Annotated in this window: 20 protein-coding genes; 9 read left to right on the top strand and 11 right to left on the bottom strand. The window is 36.5% G+C overall.

Going from position 1 to position 15,578, the window contains the following annotated elements; genetic code table 11:
- Positions 1-131 precede the first annotated feature (131 nt).
- Entirely contained in the window at positions 132-1,274 is a 1,143-nt protein-coding gene (locus tag AO058_RS03535) for a cystathionine gamma-synthase (RefSeq protein ID WP_075325266.1), read from the bottom strand.
- 88 nt (positions 1,275-1,362) lie between these two features.
- On the opposite strand from AO058_RS03535, the gene AO058_RS03540 reads away from it, so the two are divergent.
- From AO058_RS03540 to AO058_RS03550, 3 genes are read left to right on the top strand one after another with little or no spacing between them, the layout of a single operon-like run.
- On the top strand, positions 1,363-2,154 hold the full coding sequence (locus tag AO058_RS03540; RefSeq protein WP_075325267.1) for a DUF3298 and DUF4163 domain-containing protein: 792 nt from the start codon (positions 1,363-1,365) through the stop codon (positions 2,152-2,154).
- Between the two features lie 12 nt (positions 2,155-2,166).
- Positions 2,167-2,520 (top strand): arsenate reductase family protein, encoded by a 354-nt coding sequence (locus AO058_RS03545; RefSeq protein WP_075325268.1) that lies wholly within the window; start codon positions 2,167-2,169, stop codon positions 2,518-2,520.
- Positions 2,513-3,412, top strand: coding sequence for a DMT family transporter (locus AO058_RS03550; RefSeq protein WP_075325269.1), 900 nt, complete (start codon positions 2,513-2,515; stop codon positions 3,410-3,412). The genes AO058_RS03545 and AO058_RS03550 overlap by 8 nt, the downstream gene beginning before the upstream one ends.
- Positions 3,413-3,415: 3 nt before the next feature.
- On the opposite strand, the gene AO058_RS03555 is transcribed toward AO058_RS03550, so the two are convergent.
- Together AO058_RS03555 and AO058_RS03560 are read right to left on the bottom strand one after the other, a co-directional pair.
- Positions 3,416-3,973 carry a hypothetical protein gene (locus AO058_RS03555; RefSeq protein WP_083634128.1) on the bottom strand — a complete coding sequence of 186 codons (558 nt, stop codon included), beginning with the start codon at positions 3,971-3,973 and terminating at the stop codon, positions 3,416-3,418.
- A gap of 144 nt (positions 3,974-4,117) precedes the next feature.
- Positions 4,118-4,612 carry an acyl-CoA thioesterase gene (locus AO058_RS03560; RefSeq protein ID WP_232228884.1) on the bottom strand — a complete coding sequence of 165 codons (495 nt, stop codon included), beginning with the start codon at positions 4,610-4,612 and terminating at the stop codon, positions 4,118-4,120.
- A gap of 85 nt (positions 4,613-4,697) precedes the next feature.
- Here AO058_RS03560 and AO058_RS03565 point away from each other — a divergent pair, with 85 nt between their 5' ends.
- From AO058_RS03565 to nadD, 4 genes are all read left to right on the top strand, one after another.
- Positions 4,698-5,684, top strand: coding sequence for a YheT family hydrolase (locus AO058_RS03565; protein ID WP_075325272.1), 987 nt, complete (start codon positions 4,698-4,700; stop codon positions 5,682-5,684).
- A gap of 62 nt (positions 5,685-5,746) precedes the next feature.
- Positions 5,747-6,604 carry a YicC/YloC family endoribonuclease gene (locus AO058_RS03570; RefSeq protein ID WP_075325273.1) on the top strand — a complete coding sequence of 286 codons (858 nt, stop codon included), beginning with the start codon at positions 5,747-5,749 and terminating at the stop codon, positions 6,602-6,604.
- Entirely contained in the window at positions 6,605-7,198 is a 594-nt protein-coding gene (gmk, locus tag AO058_RS03575; RefSeq protein ID WP_075325274.1) for a guanylate kinase, read from the top strand.
- The gene (nadD, locus tag AO058_RS03580; protein ID WP_075325275.1) at positions 7,191-7,775 is read left to right on the top strand and encodes a nicotinate (nicotinamide) nucleotide adenylyltransferase; all 585 of its coding nucleotides are present in this window, start codon (positions 7,191-7,193) and stop codon (positions 7,773-7,775) included. Before gmk ends, nadD begins: the two co-directional genes overlap by 8 nt.
- Before the next feature lie 157 nt (positions 7,776-7,932).
- On the opposite strand, the gene lysM is transcribed toward nadD, so the two are convergent.
- Entirely contained in the window at positions 7,933-8,436 is a 504-nt protein-coding gene (lysM, locus tag AO058_RS03585; RefSeq protein WP_075325276.1) for a peptidoglycan-binding protein LysM, read from the bottom strand.
- A gap of 372 nt (positions 8,437-8,808) precedes the next feature.
- Here lysM and AO058_RS03590 point away from each other — a divergent pair, with 372 nt between their 5' ends.
- On the top strand, positions 8,809-9,804 hold the full coding sequence (locus tag AO058_RS03590; protein ID WP_075325277.1) for an NAD(P)H-dependent glycerol-3-phosphate dehydrogenase: 996 nt from the start codon (positions 8,809-8,811) through the stop codon (positions 9,802-9,804).
- On the opposite strand, the gene AO058_RS03595 is transcribed toward AO058_RS03590, so the two are convergent.
- The 4 genes from AO058_RS03595 to AO058_RS03605 all read right to left on the bottom strand — a co-directional run bounded on the left by AO058_RS03595 (position 9,805) and on the right by AO058_RS03605 (position 11,851).
- Entirely contained in the window at positions 9,805-10,200 is a 396-nt protein-coding gene (locus tag AO058_RS03595; protein WP_075325278.1) for a hypothetical protein, read from the bottom strand.
- Entirely contained in the window at positions 10,200-10,367 is a 168-nt protein-coding gene (locus AO058_RS18310; RefSeq protein WP_156858127.1) for a hypothetical protein, read from the bottom strand. Before AO058_RS18310 ends, AO058_RS03595 begins: the two co-directional genes overlap by 1 nt.
- 41 nt (positions 10,368-10,408) lie before the next feature.
- Positions 10,409-11,428, bottom strand: coding sequence for a phenylalanine--tRNA ligase subunit alpha (gene pheS / locus AO058_RS03600; protein ID WP_075325279.1), 1,020 nt, complete (start codon positions 11,426-11,428; stop codon positions 10,409-10,411).
- A 66-nt stretch (positions 11,429-11,494) separates the two neighbouring features.
- Positions 11,495-11,851, bottom strand: coding sequence for a hypothetical protein (locus AO058_RS03605; RefSeq protein WP_075325280.1), 357 nt, complete (start codon positions 11,849-11,851; stop codon positions 11,495-11,497).
- A gap of 202 nt (positions 11,852-12,053) precedes the next feature.
- Between AO058_RS03605 and AO058_RS03610 the strand changes: the two genes are divergently transcribed.
- The gene (locus tag AO058_RS03610) at positions 12,054-12,599 is read left to right on the top strand and encodes a CvpA family protein (RefSeq protein ID WP_075325281.1); all 546 of its coding nucleotides are present in this window, start codon (positions 12,054-12,056) and stop codon (positions 12,597-12,599) included.
- A 130-nt stretch (positions 12,600-12,729) separates the two neighbouring features.
- On the opposite strand, the gene AO058_RS03615 is transcribed toward AO058_RS03610, so the two are convergent.
- The 3 genes from AO058_RS03615 to AO058_RS03625 all read right to left on the bottom strand — a co-directional run bounded on the left by AO058_RS03615 (position 12,730) and on the right by AO058_RS03625 (position 15,578).
- A complete protein-coding gene (locus tag AO058_RS03615) occupies positions 12,730-14,289 on the bottom strand; it encodes a SulP family inorganic anion transporter (RefSeq protein WP_075325282.1) in 1,560 nt (519 codons plus the stop codon).
- A gap of 170 nt (positions 14,290-14,459) precedes the next feature.
- On the bottom strand, positions 14,460-14,714 hold the full coding sequence (locus tag AO058_RS03620; protein WP_075325283.1) for a hypothetical protein: 255 nt from the start codon (positions 14,712-14,714) through the stop codon (positions 14,460-14,462).
- Positions 14,715-14,828: 114 nt separating this feature from the next.
- On the bottom strand, positions 14,829-15,578 hold the full coding sequence (locus AO058_RS03625; RefSeq protein ID WP_075325284.1) for a tetratricopeptide repeat protein: 750 nt from the start codon (positions 15,576-15,578) through the stop codon (positions 14,829-14,831).

Below are 15,578 nucleotides of genomic sequence, written 5' to 3' on the forward strand. Positions count from 1 at the left end.
ATAATAAAGTTTCGTCATTGCGTAGCAATCTGTCCATTTCTGTTACTCAGGTTTGAGATTATTTCTCCCGATAAAAACGGGATCGCAATGACGATTCTAATTGAATTTTAAATTCTCTCTAAAAAAACAAGCTACCCTAAAGCTTGTTTCAGGTCGTTTATCAGGTCTTCTTCATCTTCAATTCCCACGCTTAATCTAATTAAGGAATCTACAACCCCGGTTTTTGCTCGTTCTTCTTTTGGGATAGAAGCGTGAGTCATAGTGGCGGGGTGGCCGGCTAAAGATTCTACCCCGCCAAGCGATTCGGCCAGGGTGAAAATTTTTAGCTTTTCAACAAGCTTTGTTGCACTTTCTAGAGTATTTTCTTTTGTGCTAAAAGAGATCATTCCGCCAAAACCTTTCATTTGCCTCTTTGCAATATCGTGGTTTGGGTGATCTTCAAATCCGGGCCAGTAAACATTTCCTACTTTTGGGTGTGATCTCAGAAATTTTGCAACGGCTTCTCCATTCTCACAGTGACGCTGCATTCTAAGGTGCAGAGTTTTAATTCCACGTAAAACCAAGAAACTGTCTTGCGGACCGCAAATTGCACCGCTGGCTTTCTGAATAAAATATAGTTTTTCAGCTAATTTTTCATCTTTTACAACTAATCCACCCAAAACTACATCACTATGGCCGCCTAAATATTTTGTTGCGCTGTGCATCACAATATCAGCCCCAAGCTCTAAAGGTTGTTGGAGATAAGGCGTAGCGAAAGTATTATCTACGGCAAGTAGTAAATTATGTGTTTTGGCAATTTTAGAAACCGCTTCAATATCAATAATATTCATCATGGGATTGGTGGGGGTCTCAATCCACAGTAATTTGGTGTTTTCGTTTATATATTTTTCAATATTACCGGCTTCATTCATTCCAATAAAATGAAATTTAATCCCCATATTTTCAAAAATGGAGGTAAACAACCTATAAGAACCACCATAAAGATCGTTGGTAGAGATTATTTCGTCACCGGGTTTAAAAAGTTTCATCACCGCATCTATCGCCGCAAGTCCGGAACCAAAACCAAGTCCAAATTTCCCATTTTCTAAACTAGCCAGGGATTTTTCTAAAGCCGAACGGGTTGGATTTCCGCTTCGTGAGTATTCAAAACCTTTATGGCCACCGGGTGTACTTTGTGAATATGTAGTTGTTTGGTATATAGGCGGCATTACAGAGCCGTATGCGGGATCTATATTTTCCTGCCCTCCATGTATGGTTTTAGTATTAAATTTCATAATTCTTGCGTTTACAGCAAATGTAGCGCGCTCATTGTCTTTAAACAAAATAGGTTTATCTTTATTCGCGTATTTAACAGCCTTTTCTATGTCTCAAAAAATCCTTTCCCTCCTGGTTATTTTCCTAATATTCACTTCCTGTCGGGACGAAAAATCTGACGCCGGCGTAAAACAGGTGAAGGGCGATACCGAAGCGCTTAGTTTCTACGAAGAAAGCTTTTTACCAAAAGATTTTGAAGCCTGTAAAACCGAAACATGCCCTAAAATACGAGTCAATTATTTAAAATTTAGAGAAGATAGGGAGGCTGCCAAAGAAATGAATAGTTACAACCAGGAGAACCTTATTAAAATTTTTAATAATACTGAAGTAGCTTCTGAAGCTGAAAATGTAAAGGCCGTGGTTAATGAATTTATCCAGGATTTTCAGAATTTTAAAAGGGATTTCCCCGAATCTCAAGCCGAATATGAAGTTGAAATCTCTCAATCGGTATTAAGCCAGACGAAGAAATTACTGGTTTTGGAAACAAATTTCTACCTTTTCACCGGTGGTGCGCACGGTTACGGTGCAACGCGTTATGCTAATTACGATATCACTTCAGGCGAATTACTTTATAAAAACGATTTATTTTCAGATTTGGAAGCTTTTACGAATTTTACTGAAAAAGAATTCAGAAAGAAATATGAGATTCCTGAAGGAGAAAATATAAATTCCAACGGATTTTTCTTTGAAAAGGATAGTTTTGCACTTCCGGAAAATATTGCCGTAACCAAAAACCGGGTTATCCTGGTTTATAATCGGTACGAAGCTGCCAGTTATGCCGAAGGGGAATTAAAACTTTCTTTTCCGAAGAATAAAGTAAGCGAATGGCTTAACTACTAATTAAAATTAGCTATGAAAAAAGTATATCATCTCTCTACCTGCAACACCTGCCAAAAGATTTTAAAAGAACTGGAATTGCCAGGTTCTTTTGAGCTTCAGGATATAAAAGAAGAAGAAATTACTGAAAAACAACTCGAAGAAATGAAAGCGCTCGCCGGTAGTTACGAAGCTTTATTTAGCCGCAGGGCAAGACTTTATCGCGAAAGAGAGCTTAAGGAAAAGGAACTTTCTGAAACCGATTATAAAGAACTAATTTTAGATCATTATACTTTCCTGAAAAGACCGGTAATTATTAATAATGAGGAAATTTTTATAGGAAATTCTAAGAAAACCGTCGCGGCGGCCAAAGCAGCGGTTCATGGATAACAAACGTATTCTGGCCATCTTTGCGGCCATTGGCGCAAGTGCGATCTACGGACTTAACCATACGATTGCTAAAGGCGTAATGCCTACTTATATTGAACCCTTCGGATTTATTTTTTTACGGGTTTTCGGCGCTGCTGTTCTATTTTGGGTAATTAGTTTCCTGGGGCCAAAAGAAAAAATTGCAACTTCAGACTGGCCAAGAATTTTAGGTTGTGCCGTTTTTGGAATGGTAATTAATATGCTATTCTTCTTTAAAGGATTAAGCCTTTCAACACCTATAAATAGTTCGGTTATTGTCACGCTTTCGCCGGTTATGGTGTTAATCCTGGCTTCAATTCTCATCAGGGAACGCATTACCTTATTAAAAACCCTGGGAATAATCGTTGGTTTGGCCGGTGCCCTGGTTTTGGTTCTTTTTAGCGCTGAAAGTGCCGGAAATGCACCTAACATTCCTATGGGGAACGTACTATTTATTGTAAACGCTTTTAGCTACGGACTTTATTTAATTCTGGTAAAACCCCTAACCGCAAAATATCACGCGTTTACCTTAATGAAATGGCTATTTTTAATTGGGGTAATCATCAATTTCCCTATAACCATTGGTGAATTTACCGATGTAAATTGGACAAGTTTACCTTTTGATGCGATTTGGAAAATGGCTTTTGTAGTAGCAGGAACCACCTTTTCTACCTATTTGCTGAATATTTATGCACTAAAACAACTTTCGGCTTCAACCATAAGCGTGTTTATCTATATGCAACCGCTTATTGCAATTACCTATGCAATTTTAACCGGCGCAGATGAGCTGAATATGGTAAAAGTAGTGGCAGCAATTCTGGTTTTTGTAGGAGTGTATATGGTTACCAAGAAGAAAACCGAAATAAGAGCTTAGGTTTTAATCTGCCAGTTTTTCCGCAAGTTTTTTTAAGTAATTCTTATTTTTCTTAACGGAAGAAAGGGAAGCGGTATAAGTATTTACCTTACCTACGTCTGGAAAACTCAATTTCCCTTTGGCCATAGAATTTGCAAGTAATATTTGTAAATAATTATAAATGAGTATAATTTGCTGAAGTATATCGGTTCTTTTTGTTGTAAAACCCAGTTTTTCAGCTGTTCTTTTATTTAAAATATAGCTGGTACCTTCCAGAGTGATTTCAGCGGCTTCCTTTTCGGAATAAGATTCAGTAAGATTCACCAGTCCTAAAATATACTGCCTTAAAATATATCTTATGCGTTGCTTCGCTTTCCAGTTTCTATCAATCACGTAGTAATAATCAAATAAAGTCCCGCCGTGAATAATAATTCTACCATTTTTCTCTTTTTCAGTAATAAAAAGTGGAGAATGATAAATCAATTTTCCCTGCTTCTTTCCCTGGGGTGTATCTATAAACGGCGCCAAAACCGATAGGATTAGCGGAGCTACAAATAATGGCAAATAATACCATTCCAGCATTAGTGCAATAATTACAAATCCAAGAAATATCAAAAAAGCAAGCCCGGAAAATCTAAGGATTTCCCGGGTTTGTTCTTTTTGTGGTTTTATATAAAATTGATGTTTTTCGATGCGGGAATTTAAGCAATTTCGCTGAAGAAGGGTTTAAAAACCTAACTTTTCCGGATCTAAATGTTGAGGCCGTTTTCCAAATCTCCTGGTATCTTCTTTAGTTAAAATTTTAAAATCATCGGTGTGGCTTAAACTGTCTAAATTATCTCGCAGGGCTTTAGGCAATTTGGTAAGTTTTCTTTCCTTTAAGTCTATCCACGCACCCATCATTTCACAGCTGGCAAAATTTCGACCTTTTTCATCATAAAAATTATGTAGGAATTCAAAGTACATGCCATCTTCAGCAAGGCCTTTTAACTGTAAAGTCACTTTTATGGGTTTTCCCGCAAAAACTTCTTTAAAATAATAAATGTGCTCGTAAAAAACCACCGGACCAATATTATTCTTCGCCAAATCCTTTTGTCCAAACCCGTTTTCCATTAAAAAAGCCATCCGGGTGTGGCTCATAAAATTCACATAAGCCGTATTGGCCAAATGCCTGTTTGCATCTATATCACTCCAGCGTATTTCAAATTCTTTGGTGTACATTCTCTTTATTTTTTTAATAAAATTAAGCATAAATATTATGCACGCATAATTATTTTAAAAATTTACATCCTTACCTTAGCGCCATATGCCTATAATAAACACTAAATATAAATCTCCTGGTATTTTTAAAAATGCCCATGTTTCAAGTATTTATGCCGCTACTTTACGAAAAGTAAGTTTTAGTTTTGGCAGAAAAGATCGCATTGAATTAAGCGATGGAGATTTCCTGGATTTGGAGCGTAGTTTTTATTCTGCTGAAAATGATAAAATAATCATTTTATTACACGGCCTCGCCGGACACGCCAATCGCCCTTATATGTTGGGAATGGCAAAGTATTTTCAGGAAAACGGCTGGGATATAGCTTCCATGAATTTTAGAAGTTGTAGTGGAGAAATAAACCGACTATACCGCAGCTACCACGCGGGTGCTACTGAAGACCTTGAAGCGGTGATAAATCATCTTCAGCAAGAACAAAAGTATAAAGAAATCGGCCTGGTGGGGTTTAGTTTGGGTGGCAATTTAATGTTGAAATATTTGGGAGAACGAAATGAGATTCCTTCAGAAATTAAATCAGCAGTCGCGATTTCTACCCCTTGTGATTTAGGTGCTTCCCTGGAAGAACTTAATAAAACGCATAATTTTTTATATTCAAAACGCTTTATTAAAAATCTAAAAAAAGAACTCCAGCTTAGGCAAATCCATTTTCCTTCGGAAATTAGTAAAGAAGAGATCACACAATGTAATTCACTACTCGCCATAGATGAACTTTATACCAGTAGAGCGCACGGCTTTAAAGATGCTTCAGATTATTATAAAAAATGCAGCTGTATAGGTTTTCTACCTTATATTAAAGTTCCCACACTTTTGCTTAATGCACAAAATGATACTTTTCTTTCGCCAAATTCCTATCCCATAGAAGTGGCAAAAAATTCTGAATTTCTTCATTTAGAAATTCCAAAACACGGGGGACACGTAGGGTTTTTTCAGCATAAAAAAATATATTATCACGAACAGCGGGCCTTAGAATTTATAACTTCAAGCAAGTCAATAATTTCAGAATCTTCAAAATAGGCTTTGGCCGGCTTTGCGCTGCTACAGAATTGATTATCTTTGCGCAAGCTTAAAAATCACGCATGATTCAGTCAATGACAGGTTTTGGGAAAAGCATAACGCAACTCCCATCAAAAAAAGTAACCGTTGAAATCAAGTCGCTAAACAGCAAAAACCTTGACGTAAACGCCCGAATCCCTTCGCAATACCGCGAAAAAGAACTTCAACTAAGAAATACAATTTCTAAATCGCTTACCCGCGGAAAAGTGGATTTTTCCCTTTTTGTAGAGGTAACCGGCGAGGAAACTACCGCTTCTGTAAACCGGGGAGTAGTGAGAAACTATATGCAACAATTAAAAAGTATTGTTGATGGCGATAAAACCGAATTGCTAAAAATGGCAGTAAGAATGCCTGATGCAGTGACTACCGAGCGCGAAGAAATTGATGAATCTGAATTTAAAGCAATTGAAGCCGCGGTGATTGAAGCCCTGGAAGAAATCAACCAATTTAGAACAGATGAAGGGGAAGCTTTAGAGAAAGACCTTAAACTTCGTGTAAATAACATTGAAGCATTACTGCAGGAAGTTCTAAGAATTGACCCAGAAAGGGTTGAGGCGGTAAAGGAACGTCTTAGAAAAGGAGTGGCAGATCTTAAAGAGAATGTAGACGAAAACCGTTTTGAACAGGAATTGGTGTACTACATTGAAAAATTCGACATTACCGAAGAAAAAGTGAGGCTGGAAAACCATCTTGCCTATTTTAACGAAAGCATAAATTCACAGGATTCAAACGGGAGAAAACTCGGTTTTATTTCTCAGGAAATGGGCCGGGAGATCAATACAATAGGTAGTAAATCTAACTATGCCCCAATGCAACAGTTGGTGGTGCAAATGAAAGATGAGCTGGAAAAAATTAAAGAACAACTTTTAAACGTACTCTAAATGAGCGATGGTAAACTTATCGTATTCTCGGCGCCTTCAGGATCGGGAAAAACCACGATAGTCCAACATTTATTAAAGCACAAAGAATTGGACCTGGAGTTTTCTATCTCTGCCACATCTCGTGAGCCAAGAGGTGAAGAAAAAGACGGGCAGCATTATTATTTCCTTTCTTTAGAGGACTTTAAAAGGAAGATAAAAAACGACGAATTCCTGGAATGGGAAGAAGTTTACCGCGATAATTTCTACGGAACTTTAAAAAGCGAAGTAGAACGCATCTGGTCTCACGGAAAAAACGTGATTTTTGATATTGATGTTGTAGGCGGACTGGATATTAAAAATATCTATCCGGATAAAACCCTGGCGGTTTTTGTAAAACCACCAAGTATTGAAGAATTAAAGATTCGGTTGAAAAAGCGAAAAACGGAAAGTGACGATAAAATAAATATGCGAGTTGCAAAAGCTTCCATTGAGCTGGCAACCGCACCACAATTCGATTTTATTATTGAAAATCATCATTTAGATACCGCACTTCAGGAAGCTTACGATCTTGTGGCAACTTATGTAGGCGTAAAAAATTCGGCTAAAAATGAATAGGAAAGTCGGTTTGTTTTTTGGGACTTTCAATCCAGTTCATATCGGACACCTTATTATTGCCAATCATATGGCTGAATTTTCAGATTTAGATGAAGTTTGGCTGGTGGTTACTCCTCATAATCCGCATAAAAAGAAAAGTACTTTACTTGAAAATCATCACCGGCTGGAGATGGTATACAAAGCCTGCGAAGGTTTTGAACATTTAAAACCTTCTAATATAGAGTTTGGTTTACCGCAACCCAACTATACAAGTACTACGCTGGCACATCTTCAGGAAAAATATCCTACAAACGAATTTTGCCCGATTATGGGGGAGGATAACCTGAAAACCTTCCACAAGTGGAAGAATTACGAGGTGATTTTGGAAAATCATCAAATATATGTTTACCCAAGAATTTCAGGCAGAAAGGTGGAAAATGAGTTTAAAGATCATCCAAAAATAACCCGCGTAATGGCTCCCGTGATAGAAATTTCTTCAACTTTTATTAGAAAAGCGGTAAAGGAAGGAAAGTTTATAAAGCCCATGTTGCCTGATGCGGTTTGGGATTATATTAAACTGATGAATTTTTATAAGTAGTCGGAATTAAAAAAAAACAAAAGACTGTTTAAAAATCTTATGTTAGCTGTTCTGGTTAGCTGATTGAACCTACTTTTTTCATTGTGGAACTACAAGCTATAGGACGTCGTCTGCCCTCAATGTAACAACCTCAAAAACTTTAAACAGTCTTTAATCTTTATTTCTTATCCAGGCGCGGAATTCGTAAAACCTGCCCCGGAAATATTTTATCGGGATCTTTAAGCATTGGTTTATTGGCTTCAAAAATCACCGTATATTTATTTGCATCCCCATAATGCTCTTTGGCTATTTTGCTTAAATTCTCACCTCTTTCAACCGTATGAAAACCAGATTCAGGTTCTTCTTTCTTCACGGCCAACCTATCATCTACCTTCGCAATTCCGCCAGAATTGCCAATAACAAGCACTATCTTTTCACGAACAGACTGCGAATCTGCCAGTCCGTAAACTATAGCTGTACTATCTTCAATATTAATTACAGGATTTTCTACTTTTAAATCCAGGCTCTTTATAGTATTTAAGAGCTTATCTGCCGCTTTTGCATTCTCTTTTCGTATAATCTCTTTCTTCGCTTCAGAAATTTCTATGTTTTCTTCTTCCTGTTCTTTTTCTTTTCCGAAGATTTTTTCCCCGGCATCTTTTATAAATGAAAATATTCCCATATCCTTGATTACTAAGTTAGTGAAAGAAAAGTACAAAAGGAAATTTGTAATCGTCTTACTCTTAGTCCTAAATTTTTGTTAGATTTTTCAATTCTCAAACAAAAACCGCAAACCACAATAGATATTGCGAGTTTGCGGTTTTCAACTAAATAACCAACCAAAAAACTAAGAAATCCATTTTCTTTAAAAAAGAACCTCATCGTCTATAAGAGAACGCAAAAACTTGTGTAGAATTGTAAATTGGTAAAATTTATAGATGTTAAAGTTTAGTCTTGATTTCTTTGATTATTCATTAATATTTTGCTTTATAACCGCAGTCTTTTTAGTTATACTTAGAAAATTGCTTATTTTTGAATTACAATAAAACAACCTATGGATAAGTCTCCAAAGTTTGCCGTAATTGGCGGCGGTAGCTGGGCTACTGCAATAGTAAAAATGCTAAGCGAAAATGTAGATACTATTTATTGGTATATGCGCAGCACCTACGCTATTGAGCATATTAAAAGACAGGAACATAACCCAAATTACCTTAGCTCGGTTGAATTTGATAACGACCAGTTAGAACTAAGCAATGATATTAATAAAACTATTGCGGCCGCAGATTATCTAATTTTCGCCATTCCTTCGGCCTTTTTAAAGCGCGAATTAGACGCGCTAACGGTTTCTTTGGAAGACAAGATAATCTTTTCGGCTATTAAAGGAATTGTGCCCGAGAGTAGCCTTATTGTGGGCGAACATTTTGAAGATTTTCACCACGTTCCCGCCGATAATATTGGAGTAATTACCGGGCCTTGCCACGCCGAAGAGGTTGCCCTGGAGAGGCTTTCTTATCTTACCATTGCCTGTACCGATGAAGAGAAAGCTAAAATCGTGGCTAAAAACCTGGACAGTGAATACATTAAATGCAAAATAAGCGATGATGTAACCGGAACCGAATATGCTGCAATGCTGAAGAATATTTATGCCATTGCAGCCGGAATTGCCCACGGATTAGGGTATGGAGATAATTTCCAGAGTGTTCTAATGAGTAACGCCATAAAAGAAATGAAACGCTTTATTAAAAAAGTACATAAGATGAAGCGAAATATAAACGATTCAGCTTATTTAGGAGACCTTTTGGTTACAGGATACTCTGTATTTAGCCGAAACCGTATGTTCGGGAATATGATTGGAAAAGGCTACACGGTCAAAAGTGCACAGATGGAAATGAGTATGATTGCTGAAGGTTATTACGCTACCGAAAGTGCTTATAAAATAAATAAAGACAAAGGTGCAAAAACACCAATTATAAACGCAGTTTATGGCATTCTTTACGAAGGAAAAAATCCTAAAAAAGTGATTAAAAAACTGGCAGAAAAGCTGACTTAATTATTTGGCTAAAATTCCTTTGTTTGGGATAATTGGGAGGTCGCGCAAAGCTTTTTCGTTTACGCTGTTTTTCCTGAATACATATTTCTTCTCATACATTTTACCTTCAGAAAAGAAAGTCACCTGAAACTGATTATTAAGGGCAAGCACTTCATCCTGTATGAATTCGATTTTAGCGAAAGATTTCGCAGGTAAATGTTCCAGTTTATGGCGAATGGTAGAGGTCACTTTGTTTTCATCAAAACCCTTACTCACAATTAAAGCCATCTCGATAGCCTCATCTTTATCATTTATAAGATATGCATTCCACTCCTCTACCTTAAAAGCTTCGTTATAGACTTTCACCGCCGCTACATAAACTTTTTCAACCTTTGGTATATCAATATCTTTCTTCACTAATCTTCAATCTTATTTTTAGCCCATTTGAACAAGCCCCAAAGAATAAGTGCTGCAATAACTAATAAAATAGCTCCTAAAGCCAGTTCTATTATTTCTACAGCAACTAAAATAACAATTACCCCAAGGGCAAGAATCCCGAAAATTACTAAACCAATTTTTTTCATAAAAAAGATATTTTGCTTTAGCTTTCGGCCAAGGCAGGTTATTAAAACGACGATTTAAACTGCTCCAGGAATCTTAGGTCGTTTTCATAGAACATTCTAATATCGCCTATTTGATAAAGCAGCATTGCAATACGTTCTATTCCCATTCCAAAAGCAAATCCTGAATATTCTTTAGGATCTATATTACAATTTCTAAGTACATTGGGATCTACCATCCCGCAACCCATAATTTCTAACCAACCGGTTCCTTTAGTAATTCGGTAATCGGTTTCGGTTTCAAGGCCCCAGTAAATATCTACCTCGGCACTTGGCTCTGTAAACGGAAAATAAGAAGGTCTTAGCCTTATCTTAGATTTCCCGAATAATTGTTCTGTAAAATAAAGTAAAGTTTGCTTAAGATCGGCAAAACTTACATTTTTGTCTATATAAAGTCCTTCTACCTGGTGAAAAATACAATGGGAACGTGCCGAGATAGCCTCGTTTCTAAAAACCCTTCCCGGAGAAATTGTTCTAATTGGCGGCTTGTTATTTTCCATATAACGCACCTGCACCGAAGAAGTGTGGGTACGCAATAAAATATCGGGATTTGTTTGAATAAAAAAAGTATCCTGCATATCGCGAGCCGGATGATATTCGGGAAGATTTAAGGCCGTAAAATTATGCCAGTCATCTTCCATTTCGGGCCCTTCAGAAACATTAAAACCAATGTTTGAAAAGATCTCGATAATCTGGTTTTTTACGATAGAAATAGGATGTCTTGCTCCAATTTCAATAGGTTCTCCCGGTCTTGAAAGGTCGCCATAAACCCCGCTTTCCTCCTGTTTACTTTCCAGGAGTTCTTTAAGGTGCGCAACTTTGGCTTCAGAAGCTTTTTTAAGTGAATTTACGGCCTGGCCAAACTCTTTTTTCTGTTCGTTGGGAACTTCTTTAAACGAAGCGAAAAAATCGTTTAAAATTCCTTTTTTACCAAGATATTTAATTCTGAATGCTTCTACTTCTTTAGCCGATTCGGTTTTAAAAGCTTCTACTTCAGCTATATGTTGCTTTATTTTGTCTATCATGAGATCCTTTTCTTTTCAGAAGGGCAAATTTAGTAAAAATGTAGTTTTAGGCAGCACGTGTCGCCCTTAATCTATGTATCCGTTATTGATAAAATAATTTACAATGGCCTCCTTCATTAAAACCGATTGTTCCCCGGCTTTTAAAGTAGGTAATTGCTCCAAGATCTTATAATGCGGCCATCCGTCTTCATCAAAATAATCAAATTCATAGTAACCGTAAGGTTCCAGCAAACGGCAAATAGCAATATGCATCAAATCTATTTTATGATCTTTCTTAAATTTCTTGTGTGGCTGACCTAATTCCTGAACGCCAATTACGTAAATTATCGCATCCAGATCCATTGATTCTCCATCGGCAAACTGATTAGAAAGCTTTTTTTGCAAACCTTCCCATCTCCCTTTCAAATTTTCGTCTCTTGTCATACCGCAAAGATAATATCTTAGTATTTGTATTTAGCCTCTCACAGGACTGATTTCTTTGAATTAATTTGCGGAAAGTTTGATAAAGGTATTTTTCTCGATACTCGCGATTTAAATACTCCGAAGCCTGCCTCTAAAATTAAATCTTGGTTCTATCGAATATCTCGTACGCTTGCTCCGAGGTAGTTTTTACTATATTTGAAATATGAACACAGTAGATATCGTCCTGGCTTTAATCCTGCTTTACGGACTCGTTAGAGGTTTTTTTAGAGGCCTGCTGGCCGAAATTGCTTCCCTGGTAGGTATTGTAGCCGGTATTTACGGTGCCATTCATTTTTCTCATATTTTAAGCGATTTCTTTTCTGAAAATATGAATTGGGATTCAGATTATGTTAACCTAATCGCCTTCGCTATTACATTTATTCTCATTGTTTTTCTAATTTCCCTTGCCGGGAAAATTTTAACCAAAATGGCCGGTTTTGCTGCCCTTGGCATTGTGAATAAATTACTCGGCGGTGCATTTGGGCTACTAAAAATGGCTTTTTTAGCCAGTGTGGTTATTATGTTTTTTGGCGCTACAAACGAAGAAATAGATTTGGTAAGTGAAGAAAGCCTGGAGGAATCTAAATTATATGCTCCTGTAAAAACCATAGCCCCGGCAGTACTCCCTTCAATTATAAGAGAAGCCAGAGAACGAGATATATTAAATGAAGAAAATGATTTCTTCAGGAATGAAAAAGAGGAAGTTTAAAAAGTTTTAGTTCGCCATCCTGAATTTTATTTCAGGATCTAAAATTTTAGAAGCTAATCCCGAAATTTCGGGAGAGCCTGACGAGAACTAAACTTCTCAAACTTCCTCTAAAAAATTCTATTCTATACTTTTAAACCGGAACGTCCAGTCCAAAAAATCTTCTAAAACTTTCAGGATTCACTACTTCACCTTTATCGGCAATAAGCTTAATAGTTATATCCTTTCGTTTTGCCTTAATAGCAAATTCATCTAAGATTTCAAGTACATCATAATCCAGTACACGGGTTTTTCTTACATCTAAAATTACCGTAGAATTATCTGGAATTTCATTTAACTCTCTTAGGATTGCACCTTTATTTAAGAAAGACAACTCTTCAGCAAGTGTGATTTTGTACTGGCCATCATTAACATCGTAACCTTCTTTGTGAAGAAAGTGAGAGTTTTTGTAGCTATTAATTAGAATAACTCCAATTCCTACTGCAAGTCCAAGTCCTATACCCATTAGCAAGTCCAAAAACACAACCCCAAGAATGGTAATAATAAATGGAAGAAATTGTCCCTTTCCTAATTTAAACATTTGCTTGAAAAGTGCCGGTTTAGCCAACTTATAACCCACCAGTAGAAGCACGGCGGCAAGTACGGCCAAAGGAATCATATTCAACACAGTTGGTATAGCGATAATAGAAAAAAGTATGAGGAAACCGTGTAAAATTGCAGAAAGTTTAGTTCTACCACCAGATTGTGCATTAGTAGAACTCCTTACAATTACCTGTGTAACTGGCAAACCTCCAATAAGACCAGAAATCATATTACCGGCACCTTGCGCATAAAGCTCACGGTTGGTATTTGTGGTTCTTTTTAATGGGTCTATTTTATCTATAGCCTCCACACTTAATAAAGTTTCTAAACTGGCAACAATAGCTATTGTTACGGCAACAATCCAAACTTCAGAATTAGTGATTTCAGCAAAATTAGGCATAGAAAATTGCCCAAAGAAAGAAGCTGCACTTTCTGGTACAGGTACACTTACTAATTGAAAATCCTGAATCCCAAAAGCAGGACCATCTACTACTAGATAGTAAACTACCCCCATAGCAACGGCTACCAGAGGTCCTGGAACAATACTGAATATTTTGCTCTTTTTAGTAAGAACTTTTTCCCATAATAGTAAAATTGCCAGGGCCACAAGAGTAATTAATATACTACCATAATGAAGGTTATCTGCTATGTTACCTAATGCAGAACCAATACCGCCATCTATAGAAAAAATTTCTAAATCACTGGAAAAGCCCAGAACGTTTGGAATTTGTGAAATAGCAATGGTAATACCTATACCCGCAAGCATACCCTTAATTACTGATGAAGGGAAATAATATCCAATAATACCAGCTTTTAAAGCTCCCATTACTATTTGAAGAATTCCGGCGATTACTACGGCAACCAGAAATATTTCGTAGCTCCCAAGCGATTGTATTGCTCCTAAAACAATAACCGCTAAACCTGCTGCAGGACCACTAACCCCTAATTGAGAATTTGAAATACTACCTACAACGATACCTCCAACCATACCGGCAATTAAACCGGAAAATAGTGGGGCTCCACTGGCAAGTGCAATTCCTAAACATAACGGAATCGCTACAAAAAATACTACAATACTTGCCGGGAAATCTTTATTAAAATGTTTAAACATATAAAACGCTTTATTAATTGAGACCTAAGCAAAATTTAGCCTAGTAATGTCTCTAAAATCTAATTTTTAGAAAAATGAATAGAATTTTTTATAACAATCTAGATACGAATGCTATAGCCACTGCAGAAATTGCAGATAGTTCTTAAAAATCCAGAAAAATTTAAATTAGATTATGCGTTTTTGGGTGGGGGAAAGATCACGTCTAAAAATACTACAGGATAACTTTCAGTATAGAAATCTTTGGTATAATCCTGCTCCTGAAGAAAATGAATACTGGCGTAATTAGTATTTTGCTCTTCAAAATTAAATTCCAGGTTAATCTGGTTTTTAGAAGAACTTTCTTCTTCATTTACATTAAAAGCAAAAGAAACATCTACAGAATTATCTATATAGGCAACAATGCTAGGCGTTGCTAGAAATGCCATAAAAATAAAAGTTAGAATGTAGACCGGTGTTTTCACAGCGACAAAAATAACAAGAAATGCGTCTAACTAGCAAAAAATACTCATACTTTAATGTTAAACTAATATCAATAATTTTTATAGTCGCTTTAAATTATTATTTTCTGTCCAGCCCTGGGTGCCGTTAGATAGTTCTAATTTCACCCATCCCTGGTAGTCTTCAAGCACTTTAGCTTTTGTACCTTCATGAAGGCTGAAAGCAGTCTCGGCCCGAGGGGAAGGTTCATTTTTTACGGCCGCTTCTTCAGTAAAAATTATAGCGAATTGATTGTTGAATTGAATCTCCTGTTGCTGAAATGCAAAGAATACTGAAATTCCTCCAAGTAAAAATATGAAGATCGCAAATCCAAACAAAGTTCGTTTTATAAGCGGTTTTCTACTGAAATAATAAAATAAAAAGAGCACTACAAAGATTATGGAGAAAGCAATAGAAAAATAAGCCCAGGTATTATAAGAAAACGTAGATAGAAATTGATTAATTTTTTTTTCAAAACCGGTTTCCTCTACCACAGGAATATCATCTATGGTCATACTACGTGCAAATTCTATATTATTTTGCACATCCTCATCTGTAGGATCTAACTGTAATGCTTTTTCGTAATAATATATACTTGGGGCTACATTATTTAATTTATAATGCGCGTTTCCAAGATTATAATAGGTTGCTACTGAAGTTTTTCCATTTGCCAGGATTTCTTCATATTTGGCTATGGCAGTTTCAAAATCATCGTTTGCATAGGCCTCATTTGCTTCTTCAAAAAGCGTGGGCTTTTGTGCCAGAGTCGTGGCCGAAACAAATACCAGAAAAATTAACATCAGCTTTTTCAT

This window comes from Salegentibacter sp. T436, from assembly GCF_001932675.1.
In the GTDB taxonomy this organism is placed as follows: Bacteria; Bacteroidota; Bacteroidia; order Flavobacteriales; family Flavobacteriaceae; genus Salegentibacter; species Salegentibacter agarivorans.

What these genes read in the sequence shown, in the direction of transcription:
- lysM (WP_075325276.1), bottom strand. Translation starts at nt 8,436, where the DNA reads ATGGGAATATTTTCATTTATAAAAGATGCCGGGGAAAAAATCTTCGGA.
- AO058_RS03590 (WP_075325277.1), top strand. Translation starts at nt 8,809, where the DNA reads ATGGATAAGTCTCCAAAGTTTGCCGTAATTGGCGGCGGTAGCTGGGCT.
- AO058_RS03625 (WP_075325284.1), bottom strand. Translation starts at nt 15,578, where the DNA reads ATGAAAAAGCTGATGTTAATTTTTCTGGTATTTGTTTCGGCCACGACT.
- AO058_RS18310 (WP_156858127.1), bottom strand. Translation starts at nt 10,367, where the DNA reads ATGAAAAAAATTGGTTTAGTAATTTTCGGGATTCTTGCCCTTGGGGTA.
- AO058_RS03545 (WP_075325268.1), top strand. Translation starts at nt 2,167, where the DNA reads ATGAAAAAAGTATATCATCTCTCTACCTGCAACACCTGCCAAAAGATT.
- AO058_RS03570 (WP_075325273.1), top strand. Translation starts at nt 5,747, where the DNA reads ATGATTCAGTCAATGACAGGTTTTGGGAAAAGCATAACGCAACTCCCA.
- pheS (WP_075325279.1), bottom strand. Translation starts at nt 11,428, where the DNA reads ATGATAGACAAAATAAAGCAACATATAGCTGAAGTAGAAGCTTTTAAA.
- AO058_RS03555 (WP_083634128.1), bottom strand. Translation starts at nt 3,973, where the DNA reads ATGCTGGAATGGTATTATTTGCCATTATTTGTAGCTCCGCTAATCCTA.
- AO058_RS03620 (WP_075325283.1), bottom strand. Translation starts at nt 14,714, where the DNA reads ATGGCATTTCTAGCAACGCCTAGCATTGTTGCCTATATAGATAATTCT.
- gmk (WP_075325274.1), top strand. Translation starts at nt 6,605, where the DNA reads ATGAGCGATGGTAAACTTATCGTATTCTCGGCGCCTTCAGGATCGGGA.
- AO058_RS03615 (WP_075325282.1), bottom strand. Translation starts at nt 14,289, where the DNA reads ATGTTTAAACATTTTAATAAAGATTTCCCGGCAAGTATTGTAGTATTT.
- AO058_RS03610 (WP_075325281.1), top strand. Translation starts at nt 12,054, where the DNA reads ATGAACACAGTAGATATCGTCCTGGCTTTAATCCTGCTTTACGGACTC.
- AO058_RS03540 (WP_075325267.1), top strand. Translation starts at nt 1,363, where the DNA reads ATGTCTCAAAAAATCCTTTCCCTCCTGGTTATTTTCCTAATATTCACT.
- AO058_RS03535 (WP_075325266.1), bottom strand. Translation starts at nt 1,274, where the DNA reads ATGAAATTTAATACTAAAACCATACATGGAGGGCAGGAAAATATAGAT.
- AO058_RS03560 (WP_232228884.1), bottom strand. Translation starts at nt 4,612, where the DNA reads ATGTACACCAAAGAATTTGAAATACGCTGGAGTGATATAGATGCAAAC.
- nadD (WP_075325275.1), top strand. Translation starts at nt 7,191, where the DNA reads ATGAATAGGAAAGTCGGTTTGTTTTTTGGGACTTTCAATCCAGTTCAT.
- AO058_RS03605 (WP_075325280.1), bottom strand. Translation starts at nt 11,851, where the DNA reads ATGACAAGAGACGAAAATTTGAAAGGGAGATGGGAAGGTTTGCAAAAA.
- AO058_RS03565 (WP_075325272.1), top strand. Translation starts at nt 4,698, where the DNA reads ATGCCTATAATAAACACTAAATATAAATCTCCTGGTATTTTTAAAAAT.
- AO058_RS03550 (WP_075325269.1), top strand. Translation starts at nt 2,513, where the DNA reads ATGGATAACAAACGTATTCTGGCCATCTTTGCGGCCATTGGCGCAAGT.